This is a genomic window from Streptomyces sp. UF-297, from assembly GCF_058245575.1.
This window is the reverse complement of the sequence record NZ_JBSIBZ010000149.1, coordinates 1-13213: the sequence shown is the minus strand read 5'-3', so window position 1 is coordinate 13213 and position 13213 is coordinate 1. Positions and strand designations below refer to the sequence as shown.

Genomic DNA, 13213 nt, shown 5'->3' with positions numbered 1-13213 from the left:
CCGCCCCCCCCCCCCCCCCCCCGGGGCATTCTTTGCAAAGTGCGGCATGGGACGGCCTCGAAGGCGGTGTGGGGGCCCGGCTTCGGGGTCCGGTGACGCGGGGCGGCCGGGCTGGTGCGCGTACGTGCTTCTCGTACGGACTCATGGCGCCGGGCGGCAGGTCTCGCTTCGGGGCGCGAGGCTCAGCGGGGGCCCTCAGCGGTCACACATTCGACACATGCAACGAGCACCGGGCGTCATCGTCGCCTCGGTCGCAAGGGTGCGGCTGCTCGTCGTGGTCATGTTCGCCAGTAAACCAGACGTGCGTACGGGCCGATCAAGCCTGTCCGAATGGCGGACGGACCCGACCGGCCCGTGGACGGTCTCTCAGCCCTCGAAGGCCAGCTCCACGCCGCCGTCCTTGGCCTGCGCGGACACCGCCGACAGGTCCTTGACCAGCACATCGGCGACGAGCTCGGCGGGGTCGTGGGTTGTGGCCAACGCCACGGTCGTCATGCCCGCGGCGCGGCCCGAGGCCAGCCCGGCCGGGGCGTCCTCGAAGACCACACAGCGCGCCGGGTCCACGCCCAGGCGCTCGGCGGCCAGCAGGAAGGGCTCCGGGTCCGGCTTGCCGCGGGTGATGTCGTCGGCGGCGATCACGGTCGCGGGGTGGATGCCGACCTCCTCGAGCCGGGCCCGGGCCAGGCGGCGGGTGGCGGAGGTGACCACGGCCCAGCGCCCGGCGGGCAGCGCGGCCAGCAGCTCGCGCACGCCCGGCAGCGGCGTCACACCGCCCGCCACGTCCTCCAGCTCCAGCTGCTCGATACGGGCCAGCGCCTCGGGGACCCGCTCGGCCGGCAGGACGTCGGCGATGATCTCGGCGGCGGGCCTGCCGTGCAGCTCCACGCCCGCGAAGTCCTCCGCGCTGATGCCGTACTCCTTGGCCCACCGGACCCAGCAGTCGATCGCGGACTGCATGGAGGAGATGAGCGTGCCGTCGTTGTCGAAAAGGAGCGCATCAGCGGAGATCTTCATGTTGCGCCAGGTTACGTGCCGGTCCGGGGGCGCGCGCATTGGGCGGTTACCGGCCGATTAGAGTCGGGGGCATGCCCCACAACCCCACTGCGCGCTGCCGCGCCGCGCGGAGGTCCCGGTGATCGACGCGCTGACGGTCGTCATCGGCGCGACCGCTGTGTTCCTGGCCGCCTGGTGCGGCTTCGCCGCCTACCGCGACGAGCCCACCAAGGACTGGCACTTCATCGGCATGGCCGTGGTGTCCCTGCTGGCAGTGGTCCAACTGGTCATCGGCGTGGTGCAGTTGGCGGGCGGGCAGAAGCCGGAGCAGGGTACGGCGATCTTCGTGGCGTATCTGATCGGCGCGGCCTGCTGCGTACCGGCGACCGGCTTCATGTCGCTGTCGGAGCGGACCCGGTGGGGCTCGGCGACCGTGGCGGCGGGCGCGGTGGTGCTGGCCGTACTGGAGGTACGGCTCTTCGACATCTGGGGAGGCGGCGGTGCCTGAGACCACCGCGGACACGGACGGCACGACGGACGGCGGCGCGCAGGGCGGCAAGGCCGCCAGGCGGTCGCTGATCACCGGTCCGGGCCGGGTGCTGGTGACGATCTACGGCGTCTTCACCGTCGCCGCCGCGTCCCGCTCGATCTTCCAGCTGATCGCCCAGTACGAGCGGGCGCCGCTGGCTTACATCCTCTCGGCGGTCTCCGCCGCCGTGTACGCCTTCATCACCTTCGCGCTGATCCGCGGCGGCGAACGGGCCCGCGTCGTGGCGTACTTGTGCTGCGCGCTGGAGCTGGTCGGCGTCCTGGGCGTGGGCACCTGGACGGTGTTCGACCCGGAGGCCTTCGCCGACAAGACGGTCTGGTCCGACTACGGCATGGGCTATCTCTTCATCCCGATCGCGCTGCCGCTGACCGGGCTGCGCTGGCTGCGGCGCTCGCGCAGTACGGCATAGCGGGCCGGAGCGGGTCCGTACGGCCGAGCGCCCCACGGACCCGCGACAGCCCGCCCCTCAGGCGCTGGCCACGTAGTCCCGCGCCGAGGCCTTGACCGCTTCCTTCTCCAGCGTCACCAGGCTGAGCCGGCGGCTGATCTGCTCGGTGCCGACCTGTGCGTAGCCGTGGCTGCGGTACAGGCGCAGTGTGCCCTCGCTGCGGTGGCCGGTCAGCAGGCGGTAGCGCTTGGCCGAGCGCTCGGCGGCGAGCCGCTCCTCCAGGGCGTCCAGCAGCCGGCCGCCCAGGCCGTGGCGCTGCATCCGGGGGTGCACGATGAGCTTGTCGATGCGGGCGGTGCCGTCCGCGTCGACCGAGCCGCGCACCGAACCCACGATCTCCTCGCCGAGGCGGGCCACCATCACGCAGCCCTCGCCCAGTTCGGCGCGCAGGGCCTGAAGCGTCTGGGTGAGCGGCTCGATACTGTAGTCGTCGTACAGCGCGGCCTCGGACTGGTAGCAGAGGTACTGCAGTTTGAGTATCTGCTCGGCGTCCCGGTCGGTCGCCGCAGAGATGGTCACGCTCATACCCATGCGCGTTAGCCTCCCCATTTTCGGTTCGGTGCGCCCGGGCGCGATGAGGGTGGAGGGGTGACGCCCGGACTGCTGTGCCCTGACTGGCCGGTGCCGCGTGGTGCGCGGTTCCGGCACGGCGTGGCTACCGCTCCTTTCCCCCGGGTTCAGGAACCGCAACCTCCGCCATCAGCATTCTGCGCAGGCAACCCAGACAACGGGAACGGACCGGCCCCAAGCTCCCCTGTGACATTCCCAACTCAGATGAGATCTCACGGTATGTCAGGTCGGCGCGTGACAACAGGGCGCGCAGCAACGAGGGGCAGCGTCCCGGCAGCCGCTCCACCGCCTCCAGCAGGGCCAGGCGCTCCTCGGTCTCCAGTGCCACGCGCTCGGCCACGGGCGCGATGACGGGCTGCGCGCACGTGGGGTCGTACGGCACCTCGCGCCGGGCCCGCCGCCGCTCGCCGCGCGCCTCGGCCCGTACGGCCTTGCGCAGCCAGCGCGCGGGTTCGGCGGGCGGTCCCGACTCGCGGGTGTGCTCCAACAGGCGGGCCCAGACGCCCTGTTCGAGGTCCTCGGCCTCCGTAGTCGTACCGACAGCCTCTGCCGCGGCCTCCGCGCTCAGCAGATCACCGAGGCGCAACAGGTCACCGAGGGTTTCCAGCGGATCGCGTTCTGTCATGCCGGGCGGGACGCGGCCGGGCCCGTGCGCGGTTTCCCGCCGGGCCCGGCCTCATCCGTCCGGATGGTTGTGCAGCGACGGGGGAACCCGCGCGCTCAGCGCTTGCGGAACTCCTGCGCCACCAGCAGCGCGGTGTCGCAATTGTCGGAGAACAGCCCGTCGATCCCGGTGGCCAGATAGGCGCGGTAGGCGCCCAGCGCGTCACCGTAGGCGGCCGGGTCGCTGCCCTTGCGGAAGTCGGCCGGCAGGAAGGTGTTCTCGTTGCGCCCGGTGTACGGGTGCAGGATCAGGCCCGCCGCGTGCGCGTCCTTGACGAGCGTGGTGGGCCTGCCGAGCTTGCCCGCCGCGTCCCTGGGGATGATCTCGTTCAGGGAGGGGCCGATGCCCTGGGCGAAGCGCGCGATCCACTTCAGGCCCGCGGGCTTGATCAGGTCCGCGACGGTACGCGGGTCACCGGCCTCGACGAAGTCCGCGGGCCGGGTGTCGGGGGCGTCCAGCAGCACGACCTTGGGGCAGTCCACGAGCTTGCCCAGGCGCTGGATGCTGCTGGGCTCGAAGGACTGCAGGAAGTTCGGGGAGTGCTTCTTGTGGCGGTCGTACTTGCGCAGGAGCCGGGCCAGCCGCTCCTCGGTGCCCAGCCCCAGCTTGCGGAAGTAGGTGGGGTGCTTGGTCTCGATGTGCAGCCAGATGCGGCGGCCGCGCCTGTCGCCCTCGCGCTCGGCCCACTGGAGGACCTCCTCGAAGGTGGGCACCTCCCAGCGGCCGTCGTAGAGGGTGTTGCGCTGGCGGGTCTCGGGGATGCGCTCCTTGGCGCGCAGCGTCTTGAGCTCGGCGAGCGTGAAGTCCTCGGTGAACCAGCCGGTGAGCTTCTCGCCGTCCACCGTCTTGGTGGTCTTGCGGGAGGCGAACTCGGGGTGGGAGGCGACATCGGTGGTGCCCGTGATGTCGTTCTCGTGGCGGCAGACCAGGTGCCCGTCCTTGGTGGGCACGACGTCCTGCTCGATGACGTCCGCGCCCATGTCCAGGGCGAGTTGGTAGGAGCCCAGGGTGTGCTCGGGGCGGTAGCCGCTGGCGCCGCGGTGCGCGATGACGGTGGGCACCGGCAGCCGGTGGCGGCCGCCGTGGCCGTGCCCCCGGCCGCTCGCGGCGCTCGCGGTGCCCGCACCGCCCCACACCGCCGCGCCCGCGCCGAGCGCCGCCGCTCCCAGTACCGTCCGCCGTCCCGGCTGCTGTCGCTTTTCCATGTCCGCGCCTTTCCTCAGAGGTGTGTCCCGCACCTGTCAATCGGACGGGGCGATCGTAGACACGTACGGCGTTCGGCGGGGAGTCCAGGTGGGCAACGTCCGGAAAACTCGTGTCAACTGTGCGTAGCGGCCCTGTGAACCCGATGTGCGCTGCGGGGCGACCCACGAGTATCGTCCTGAGCTGCACACCCCTGCGCCCACGCGCATCCCCGTGCTGACCATCACGACCGGAGGGCCCGTTGTCCCGCATTCTGCTGAAGGCGTTTCTCGGATTCGTCATGCGCGTCCTGTTCCGCCCGAAGGTCGAGGGACTGGAGCGCATTCCCGGCAGCGGGCCGGTGATCTTGGCCGGCAATCACGTCACCTTCATCGACTCGCTGTTCCTGTCGCTGATCGTGGAGAGCAGGACCAAGCGCCAGGTGAACTTCATCGCCAAGGACGAGTACGTCAAGGGCACCGGCTTCAAGGGCCGCCTGATGGCGTGGTTCTTCACCACCGGCGGCATGATCCCGGTGGACCGGGACGGCGGCCGCGGCGGTGTCGCGGCGCTGATGACGGGCCGCCGGGTGCTGGAGGAGGGCAAGGTCTTCGGCATCTACCCCGAGGGCACCCGCTCCCCCGACGGCCGTCTGTACCGCGGGCGTACCGGCGTCGCCCGGCTCGCGCTGATGACCGGCGCCCCCGTCGTCCCCTTCGCGCTGCTGGGCACCGACAAGGTGCAGCCCGGCGGCAAGGGCCGCCCGCACATCGCCCCGGTGACCCTGCGCATCGGCGAGGCGCTGGACTTCTCGCGCTACGAGGGCATGGACCGCGACCGCTACGTGCTGCGCGCGGTGACCGATGAGGTCATGAGCGATGTGATGCGCCTCTCCGGCCAGGAGTACGTGGACATCTACGCCACGAAGGCCAAGGCGGCCTGAGGCCCCTCACCGCCCTGCGGCCCCGCCGCGCACCTTCCGGGTGCGCGGCGGGGCCGTCGGCTTTCTCACGGTCTCCCGCTCAGCACGGGACCCGGTAGCCCTCCGCGCCGGTCGCGTCCGCGGCGGCACGGGCCGCGGCCTCCGCGCGCGGCACGGGGGTCCCGTCCCGGTAGAACTGCCGGGGTACGAGGGTGACCTCGCCGATCCGCGCGCCCTGGACGGCGGCGTTCTTCGCCGTCACACGGTCCAGCGGCGCGGGCGAGAGCCGCTGGCGCTCCAGGACGAAGGCGACAAAGCTCTCGAAGTCCCTGGTGTGCCGGACCGGTTCGGTGAATCCCAGGAACGCGGGATACCCGTCCTGGTTGATCAGCGTGTACGAGGGCGCCGCGATCCGGTACGTCCGCGCCGGCTCCAGCGACCGCCCGTCGATGAACACATCCGCGGGATCGACCCGGTTGCCGACCGCGCCGGTGGCGTCGAAGCTGTAGCGGACGTTGTGCGACACCGCCAGCGGCGCGTACTTGAGCACCCCGCCCGTCATCGCCCACTGCTGCTCCAGGGCGTCGTGGATCTGCTGCCCGGTGACGCTCGCGGTGATGATCGGGTCGCCGTACCCGATCACGTTCCACACCTGCGCGAAGGTGACCGTGCCGCCCGTGGTCGCGTCGTACAGGATGTCGCCCGCGATGATGCAGGAGCCCACCCGCGGCGCGATGGCGATGACCGCCAGGTCCGCGGGGATGTTGGGGTGGATGTTGGCGTCGTTCATCGGGCCGATGCGCTGACGCCCCGCCCAGTACGCCCAGTCGGCCACCAGGTCGCCGAGGGTGGACTCGCCCGCCGCGTTGCGGGTGCGGGTGAAGGAGCCGGTCTGCTTGCCGATGGGGGTCTTGCCGCGCCGCTCGCCGTACGCGCTCCAGTAGTCGACGACCTCGGCGAGGCCGGGGTGCGGGGCGACGTCACGGGTGTTGGGGTGGTTGACGGAGGTGGTCAGGGAGCGGATCACCTTGCCCGTACGCCGGTCGAGCCGCAGATTGATCTCGTTGACGAGCTGGCCGTGGCAGCCGGCCTCCACGAAGGGGCGCGGCACGCCGTTGGGGTCGGGGACCATCATGTTGAACCGGGTGTGCCAGTGCCCGGTGACGATGGCGTCGATGTGCGGGGAGGCGCGCAGGGCCAGTTCGTAGGCGGGGCCCGAAGGGTTGGTGCCGCTGTTGAAGTCGGTGCCGGCCACCGCCCCTTCGTGCATGCTGAGCACGATCGCGTTCACGCCGCGCGACTTCAGCAGCGCGGCGTAGCGGTTCGCGGTGGACAGCGCGTCCAGGGTGCCGAGCGCCGGATGGTAGGAGGCGGGGAAGTTCTCCGAGCCGTTCGCGGTCAAGTGGATGAAACCGATGGGCAGTTGGCGGCCGTTGCCGGCGTCCACCCATTCGATGTTGTACGGCGGCAGGATGGCGTGGCCGCTCTCGTTCCACACCCAGTTGGCGCTGTAGTAGCGGAAGTCGGCGCCGTGGAAGCGGCGTCCCTGGGAGTCCTTGAAGGCGTCGTCCCAGCCGATCTTGGGGAAGGGGATGCCGTCCTCCATGTGCTGGGTGAGGAAGGCGGGCGGCTTGTCGAGTTCATGGTTGCCGGCCGAGGCGAAGTGCAGGCCCAGACGGTTGAGCGCCTCGATGGTCGGCTCGTCGGCCATGGATTCGGCGGCGAACTCCCAGCCGCAGAAGAGGTCGCCGGGTGCGAAGAAGATGGAGTTGCGGCGCCCGTCCCGCAGGCGTTCCAGGTGGGTGGCCATATAGGCGACACCGCCCACGGTGTATTTCCGGCCGCCCGCCCCGGTGATGACGGAGTCGCCGCCGGGCGCCCCGCGCAGATAGCCGTGCAGGTCCGTGATGTTGAGGAGTTGCACGTCCACGTACTCGTCCGCGGTGGCCGCGTCGCGCGCGTGGCCGGAGGCGAATGCGTGGGTGCCGACCGCGCTGGCGGTGGCGATGGCCCCCGCCGCGGTGAAGAAGATCCGTCGTCCGATCTCAGCCAAAATCTTCACTCTCCTGAGAGTGCCCGACCGCGAGGGGCTGACAGGAGAGTCAAACGAGCCATGGGGGCCTGGTGGCCACGGCGGGGCGACCGGTGTGTGAACGGGCGGGGACAGCCGCCCCCGCCCGTTCATCGGACGCCCTTGTCCGGGTGGCTCTAGGGGTGCTCGGCCGGGCTGTCCTCCAGCTTCTGGCCGCGCAGCAGGAACCAGGCGGCCACCGCCGCGGCCAGCAGCACCGCGGCGCCCACCCCGGCCGCCACGTCCAGCCCGCTGACGAAGGCGTCCTGGGCGGTCTTCAGCAGTGACGATCCTTCAGCGGCCGGCAGCTTGCCCACCTCTTCGACCGCGCCGCCCAGCGACTCGCGGGCGGCCTCGGCGGAGCCCTCCGGTACGCCCTGCGGGGTGGCGAAGTCCCGGTAGATGCCGGTCACCACGGAGCCCAGCAGCGCGATACCGAGCGCCGCGCCCAGTTCGTAGGCCGTCTCCGAGACCGCGGAGGCGGCGCCCGCCTGCTCCTTGGGCACGCTGGAGAGGATCACATCGGCGGTGACGGTGAAGGAGAAGCCCGCGCCGATACCGACGACGAACAGCACGGTGCCCAGGGCGAGCGTGCTGGTGTCCTGGCTGAGCCCGATGCAGCCGGCCAGCGCGAGCCCGACGACCGCCAGGCCGCCGCCGACCACCAGGCGCACCGACAGCCTGCGGGCGACGTACCCGGCGGCCAGGCCCGCGCCCACCGCGCCGACGGCGGCGGGCAGTTCGACCAGTCCGGCGTTCAGCGGCGAGCGCATCTGCACCATCTGGAGGAACTGCGAGAGGAAGAAGACCAGTCCGGACAGGCCCAGGATGGTCAGCAGATCGGCCAGTACGGCGCCGGAGAAGCCCTTGTGGTGGAAGAGCCGCATGTCCAGCAGCGGGTGTTCCAGGGTGCGTTGGCGCCGTACGAACACGATCAGCGCGAGCAGTCCCAGCAGGCCCGCCGCCAGGCTGTCCCAGCGGAAGCCGTGCACCGCGGCCTCCTTGATCGCGTACACCACCCCCACGATGCCGACCAGGGACAGACCCACGCTCGGCAGGTCCCACGGGCCGGGGGCGGGGTTGCGGGACTCCGGCAGCACCTTCGCGCCGACGATCACCAGCAGGGCCATCACGGGGAGGTTGATCAGGAAGACCGAGCCCCACCAGAAGTGGCCGAGCAGGAAGCCGCCCAGCACCGGGCCGACCGCGGCACCGGCCGAGGCCATCGCGCCCCAGATGCCGATCGCCAGGCTGCGTTCCTTGGGGTCGTGGAAGAGGTTGCGGATCAGGGCGAGGGTGGAGGGCATCAGCGTCGCGCCCGCCACACCCAGCAGGGCCCGGGCGGCGATCATCATCTCCGGCGTGGTCGCGTACGCCGCGAGCACCGACATCGCACCGAAGGCCACCGAGCCGGTCAGCAGCAGCTTCTTACGGCCGATCCGGTCGCCGAGGCTGCCCATCGACACCAGCAGACCGGCGATGACGAAGGAGTAGACGTCACCGATCCACAGCAGCTGGGTGCCCGAGGGCTTGAGGTCCTCGCTCAGGAACGGCGTGGCAAGCCCCAGCACGGTGGCGTCCACACCCACCAGCAGGACGGCCAGGACCAGCACGGCGAGCGCCAGCCAGCGTCCGGGGCGGGGGTGTTCCGCCGTGGTGTCACCCGCCGCAGGGGGCGCTGTGGTCTCGCTCATTTCTCCATGCTCCGTCGGATACCGCCGAGCAGCAGCTCGACGATCGAATGGTTGAGGTCCCCGCGCGCGACCCGGCCCTCGTGCACGGCCCAGGCCCCGGCGCCGATCAGCCCGTAGAGCGCCTCGGTGAGCCATGCGGAGGTCAGATCGATACGGAAGCGCCCTTCCTCCTGGCCGCGCCGGAAGAGGGCGTTGATACGGGCGTCCGCCCGCGCCCAGCCGTCGTTGATGTCCTCGCCCTCGAACAGCTGGTTCTCGGTGTAGAGGAACGCCAGGAACCCGGCCACCGGCTCGGCCTCGGCGATCAGCCGCCGCAGCGCGCTCTCGGCGTCGCCCTCCTCCAGCCGCGCGGCGTCCAGCGCCTGCGCGAACTGCCGCAGCCCCCGCTCCTCCAGCGCCTTGACCAGCGCGTCCCGGCCGGCGAAGTGCCGGTGCAGCGTCGCCCTGCTGATTCCGGCGGCCCGGGCGATGTCGTCCATGGAAGCGGTCGCCTTCCGGGTCAACAGCCCGGCGGCCTCCTCCAGCACCTGCTCACGATCTACGGCCATGAGACGACCTTAACCCGAATGAGACATCAACGTCTCATTCAATAAGGCGCAGTCGCACGCGCAGGGGCCCGGCCGTCTGGCGACGACCGGGCCCCTGCTGCTGCGGGTACGGGCTCAGCCCTTGGCGCCCGCCCACGCCTGCTGCGCCGCCAAGTCGGCCTTGACCTCGGCCAGTTGGACGGCGACCGCCGAGGGGGCGGTGCCGCCGCGGCCGTCGCGGGAGGCGAGGGCGCCGGGGACGTCGAGGACCGTGCGGACCTGGGGGGTCAGGTGCGGGGAGATCTTGGCGAACTGCTCGTCGGTGAGCTGGTCGAGCTCGATGCCGTGCGCCTCGCAGACCTTGACGCACTCCCCCGCGACCTCGTGCGCGACGCGGAAGGGGACGCCCTGCTTGACCAGCCACTCGGCGATGTCGGTGGCGAGGGAGAAGCCCGCCGGGGCGAGCTCCTGCATGCGCTCCCGGTTGACGGTCAGCGTGGCCATCATGCCGGTGAACGCCGGGAGCAGGACCTCCAGCTGGTCGCAGGAGTCGAAGACCGGCTCCTTGTCCTCCTGCAGGTCGCGGTTGTACGCGAGCGGGAGGGCCTTGAGGGTGGCCAGCAGGCCCGTCAGGTTGCCGATGAGGCGGCCGGACTTGCCGCGCGCCAGCTCGGCGATGTCCGGGTTCTTCTTCTGCGGCATGATCGAGGAGCCGGTGGAGAAGGCGTCGTGGAGGGTGACGAAGGAGAACTCCTTCGTGTTCCAGATGATGACCTCCTCGGCGATGCGGGACAGATCGACACCGATCATGGCCGTGATGAAGGCGAATTCGGCGACGAAGTCACGGGAGGCCGTGCCGTCGATGGAGTTGCCCGAGGAGCCGTGCTCGAAGCCGAGGTCGGCCGCCACCGCCTCCGGGTCCAGGCCGAGGGAGGATCCGGCCAGCGCGCCCGAGCCGTACGGGGAGACGGCGGTCCTGGTGTCCCACTGCCGCAGCCGCTCGGCGTCCCGCGACAGGGCGTGGACGTGGGCCAGGACGTGGTGGGCGAAGAGGACGGGCTGGGCGTGCTGGAGGTGCGTACGGCCCGGCATGGCCACGTCCGGGTGTGCCTCGGCCAGGGCGATCAGCGCCTCCTGGAGGTCGGCGATCAGGCCGCCGATGATCCGGGCGTGGTCGCGCAGGTACATCCTGAAGAGGGTGGCGACCTGGTCGTTGCGGGACCGGCCGGCCCGCAGCTTGCCGCCGAGGTCGGGGCCGAGCCGCTCCAGCAGGCCCCGCTCAAGGGCGGTGTGCACGTCCTCGTCGGCGATGGTGCCGACGAAGTCGCCGGAGGCGACGTCCTGTTCGAGCCGGTCGAGCCCGGCGAGCATGTCGCTGAGCTCGTCGGCGGTGAGCAGCCCCGCCTTGTGCAGCACGCGCGCGTGCGCTCGGGAGCCGGCGATGTCGTACGGGGCCAGGCGCCAGTCGAAGTGGACGGACGCGGACAGCTTGGCCAGGGCCTCGGCGGGGCCGTCGGCGAACCGTCCGCCCCAGAGCCGGACGTCACCGCTGTTGCCGTTGCTCACTGCTCTGCTCCTCATGGATCGTCACTGGGGCTCTGCCCCGGCCCCCGGCCCTCAAGCGCCGGACGGGCTGAATGTCCGCCCGTCCGGCGCTTGAGGACCATGCGGGAAGGGGCGGGGAGGGGACACTCGGCTCTTACGCCAGGTCCCGCTTCGCTGCGATTTTGCTCGACATCCCGAAGAGCTCGATGAAGCCCTTGGACAGCGACTGGTCGAAGGTGTCGCCGGTGTCGTACGTCGCCAGGTTGAAGTCGTAGAGCGACTCGGCGGACTTGCGGCCGGTGACGACGGCCCGGCCGCCGTGCAGGGTCATCCGGATGTCGCCGGAGACGTGCTGGTTGGCCTCGTTGATGAAGCCGTCCAGGGCCCGCTTGAGCGGGGAGAACCACAGGCCGTCGTAGACCAGCTCGCCCCACCGCTGCTCGACCTGCCGCTTGTAGCGGGCCAGCTCGCGCTCGACGGTGACGTTCTCCAGCTCCTGGTGTGCGGTGATCAGCGCGATCGCGCCCGGCGCCTCGTACACCTCACGGGACTTGATGCCCACCAGCCGGTCCTCGACCATGTCGATCCGGCCGATGCCCTGGGCGCCGGCCCGCTCGTTGAGCTGCTGGATCGCCTGCAGGACGGTGACGGGCTTGCCGTCGATGGCGACCGGCACGCCCTCCTTGAAGGTGATGACGACCTCGTCGGCCTCGCGCGGCTCGGCGGGGTTGGCGGTGTACTCGTAGACGTCCTCGATCGGCGCGTTCCAGATGTCCTCCAGGAAGCCGGTCTCCACGGCCCGCCCGAAGACGTTCTGGTCGATGGAGTACGGGGACTTCTTGGTGGTGGCGATCGGGAGGTTCTTGTCCTCGCAGAAGGCGATGGCCTTGTCCCGGGTCATGGCGTAGTCCCGGACGGGGGCGATGCACTTCAGGTCGGGGGCGAGGGAGGAGATACCGGCCTCGAAGCGGACCTGGTCGTTGCCCTTGCCGGTGCAGCCGTGGGCGACGGTGGTGGCGCCGTGCTTCTTGGCGGCGGCCACCAGGTGCTTGACGATGGTCGGCCGCGAGAGGGCGGAGACCAGCGGGTAGCGGTCCATGTAGAGGGCGTTGGCCTTGATCGCCGGGAGGCAGTACTCGTCGGCGAACTCGTCCTTGGCATCCGCGACCTCGGCCTCGACCGCCCCGCAGGCGAGCGCGCGCTTGCGGATGACGTCCAGGTCCTCGCCGCCCTGGCCGACGTCCACGGCAACGGCGATGACCTCGGCACCCGTCTCCTCGGCGATCCAGCCGATGCAGACGGAGGTGTCCAGGCCGCCCGAGTAGGCGAGTACGACGCGCTCGGTCACGGGTTTCTCCTTACGGTGCATGCGGTGATGGGTATAAGTATGCACTCCACCGTATGATTCGTCAACGCACCTCGCGCAGGGCTTCCTCCAGCACCACCACATGCCCGTGCGGCAGGTTCTTCGTCGCCGTGAGCAGGGTCAGCGGCCCCCGCGCGGCAACACCGCGCAGCCGCTCCAGCGCCGCGCGGGCCGCGGGCTCCGCCAGCTCGGCCCGGTAGCGCCGGGCGAATTCCTCGAACACCTCGGGCCGGTGCCCGTACCACCGGCGCAGCTCCGAGGAGGGCGCCACGTCCTTGCGCCACTCGTCCACACGGGCCGCCTCCTTGCTCAGCCCGCGCGGCCACAGCCGGTCGATCAGCACCCGGGTGCCGTCGCCGGGCCCCGGCTCCTCATAGACCCGCCGGACACGTACATCGATGTCGTCTCCCATGCCGAACAGGGAAACACCGCCCGCCCGCGGCCGCGAGGGCCCGCCGCCCGCGGCGCGCGCCCACCGGCGCGGCGAGCCGGCACGGACCCTTCCGGAGCCGCCTTCTGGACCCCACTTTGGATTCCGGGGCCCGGACAGGGTATTTTTCTCTTGCACGCCCCGACCGGGGGAAAATCCGGTCGGTACGGGCACCGGGACGTGGCGCAGCTTGGTAGCGCACTTGACTGGGGGTCAAGGGGTCGCAGGTTCAAATCCTGTCGTCCCGACGG

At 71.0% G+C, this 13213-nt stretch carries 13 protein-coding genes and 1 tRNA gene; 4 read left to right on the top strand and 10 right to left on the bottom strand.

Annotation, left to right across the window (positions count from 1 at the left end):
- Positions 1 to 366: 366 nt before the first annotated feature.
- Positions 367 to 1014 (bottom strand): HAD family hydrolase, encoded by a 648-nt coding sequence (locus AC4IJH_RS41965; RefSeq protein WP_490857302.1) that lies wholly within the window; start codon positions 1012 to 1014, stop codon positions 367 to 369.
- A 118-nt stretch (positions 1015 to 1132) separates the two neighbouring features.
- Between AC4IJH_RS41965 and AC4IJH_RS41960 the strand changes: the two genes are divergently transcribed.
- Positions 1133 to 1501, top strand: coding sequence for a hypothetical protein (locus tag AC4IJH_RS41960; protein ID WP_490857301.1), 369 nt, complete (start codon positions 1133 to 1135; stop codon positions 1499 to 1501).
- Positions 1494 to 1952 (top strand): hypothetical protein, encoded by a 459-nt coding sequence (locus tag AC4IJH_RS41955; RefSeq protein ID WP_490857300.1) that lies wholly within the window; start codon positions 1494 to 1496, stop codon positions 1950 to 1952. Before AC4IJH_RS41960 ends, AC4IJH_RS41955 begins: the two co-directional genes overlap by 8 nt.
- A 57-nt stretch (positions 1953 to 2009) precedes the next feature.
- On the opposite strand, the gene AC4IJH_RS41950 is transcribed toward AC4IJH_RS41955, so the two are convergent.
- The 3 genes from AC4IJH_RS41950 to AC4IJH_RS41940 form a co-directional block, all read right to left on the bottom strand.
- Entirely contained in the window at positions 2010 to 2522 is a 513-nt protein-coding gene (locus AC4IJH_RS41950; protein WP_490857299.1) for a GNAT family N-acetyltransferase, read from the bottom strand.
- 124 nt (positions 2523 to 2646) lie between these two features.
- Positions 2647 to 3186, bottom strand: coding sequence for a sigma-70 family RNA polymerase sigma factor (locus tag AC4IJH_RS41945; RefSeq protein WP_490857298.1), 540 nt, complete (start codon positions 3184 to 3186; stop codon positions 2647 to 2649).
- Positions 3187 to 3281: 95 nt separating this feature from the next.
- Positions 3282 to 4430 carry a glycerophosphodiester phosphodiesterase gene (locus tag AC4IJH_RS41940; RefSeq protein ID WP_490857297.1) on the bottom strand — a complete coding sequence of 383 codons (1149 nt, stop codon included), beginning with the start codon at positions 4428 to 4430 and terminating at the stop codon, positions 3282 to 3284.
- 239 nt (positions 4431 to 4669) lie between these two features.
- Here AC4IJH_RS41940 and AC4IJH_RS41935 point away from each other — a divergent pair, with 239 nt between their 5' ends.
- On the top strand, positions 4670 to 5350 hold the full coding sequence (locus tag AC4IJH_RS41935; RefSeq protein WP_490857296.1) for a lysophospholipid acyltransferase family protein: 681 nt from the start codon (positions 4670 to 4672) through the stop codon (positions 5348 to 5350).
- Between the two features lie 79 nt (positions 5351 to 5429).
- On the opposite strand, the gene AC4IJH_RS41930 is transcribed toward AC4IJH_RS41935, so the two are convergent.
- The 6 genes from AC4IJH_RS41930 to AC4IJH_RS41905 form a co-directional block, all read right to left on the bottom strand.
- Entirely contained in the window at positions 5430 to 7382 is a 1953-nt protein-coding gene (locus tag AC4IJH_RS41930) for a bifunctional metallophosphatase/5'-nucleotidase (protein ID WP_490857303.1), read from the bottom strand.
- 155 nt (positions 7383 to 7537) lie between these two features.
- A complete protein-coding gene (locus tag AC4IJH_RS41925; RefSeq protein ID WP_490857295.1) occupies positions 7538 to 9094 on the bottom strand; it encodes an MFS transporter in 1557 nt (518 codons plus the stop codon).
- Positions 9091 to 9642 carry a TetR/AcrR family transcriptional regulator gene (locus tag AC4IJH_RS41920; protein WP_490857294.1) on the bottom strand — a complete coding sequence of 184 codons (552 nt, stop codon included), beginning with the start codon at positions 9640 to 9642 and terminating at the stop codon, positions 9091 to 9093. Before AC4IJH_RS41920 ends, AC4IJH_RS41925 begins: the two co-directional genes overlap by 4 nt.
- Before the next feature lie 114 nt (positions 9643 to 9756).
- Positions 9757 to 11187 (bottom strand): argininosuccinate lyase, encoded by a 1431-nt coding sequence (gene argH / locus AC4IJH_RS41915; protein WP_490857293.1) that lies wholly within the window; start codon positions 11185 to 11187, stop codon positions 9757 to 9759.
- Positions 11188 to 11320: 133 nt separating this feature from the next.
- The gene (locus AC4IJH_RS41910; RefSeq protein ID WP_490857292.1) at positions 11321 to 12514 is read right to left on the bottom strand and encodes an argininosuccinate synthase; all 1194 of its coding nucleotides are present in this window, start codon (positions 12512 to 12514) and stop codon (positions 11321 to 11323) included.
- Between the two features lie 61 nt (positions 12515 to 12575).
- Positions 12576 to 12944 carry a DUF488 domain-containing protein gene (locus AC4IJH_RS41905; RefSeq protein ID WP_490857291.1) on the bottom strand — a complete coding sequence of 123 codons (369 nt, stop codon included), beginning with the start codon at positions 12942 to 12944 and terminating at the stop codon, positions 12576 to 12578.
- A 192-nt stretch (positions 12945 to 13136) separates the two neighbouring features.
- On the opposite strand from AC4IJH_RS41905, the gene AC4IJH_RS41900 reads away from it, so the two are divergent.
- A tRNA-Pro gene (locus AC4IJH_RS41900) sits at positions 13137 to 13210 on the top strand.
- Positions 13211 to 13213: the final 3 nt, after the last annotated feature.

Excerpts from the sequence above, each read along its gene's own strand:
- AC4IJH_RS41965 (WP_490857302.1), bottom strand. The coding sequence starts at position 1,014 with ATGAAGATCTCCGCTGATGCGCTCCTTTTCGACAACGACGGCACGCTC.
- AC4IJH_RS41950 (WP_490857299.1), bottom strand. The coding sequence starts at position 2,522 with ATGGGTATGAGCGTGACCATCTCTGCGGCGACCGACCGGGACGCCGAG.
- AC4IJH_RS41945 (WP_490857298.1), bottom strand. The coding sequence starts at position 3,186 with ATGACAGAACGCGATCCGCTGGAAACCCTCGGTGACCTGTTGCGCCTC.
- AC4IJH_RS41940 (WP_490857297.1), bottom strand. The coding sequence starts at position 4,430 with ATGGAAAAGCGACAGCAGCCGGGACGGCGGACGGTACTGGGAGCGGCG.
- AC4IJH_RS41925 (WP_490857295.1), bottom strand. The coding sequence starts at position 9,094 with ATGAGCGAGACCACAGCGCCCCCTGCGGCGGGTGACACCACGGCGGAA.
- AC4IJH_RS41920 (WP_490857294.1), bottom strand. The coding sequence starts at position 9,642 with ATGGCCGTAGATCGTGAGCAGGTGCTGGAGGAGGCCGCCGGGCTGTTG.
- AC4IJH_RS41905 (WP_490857291.1), bottom strand. The coding sequence starts at position 12,944 with ATGGGAGACGACATCGATGTACGTGTCCGGCGGGTCTATGAGGAGCCG.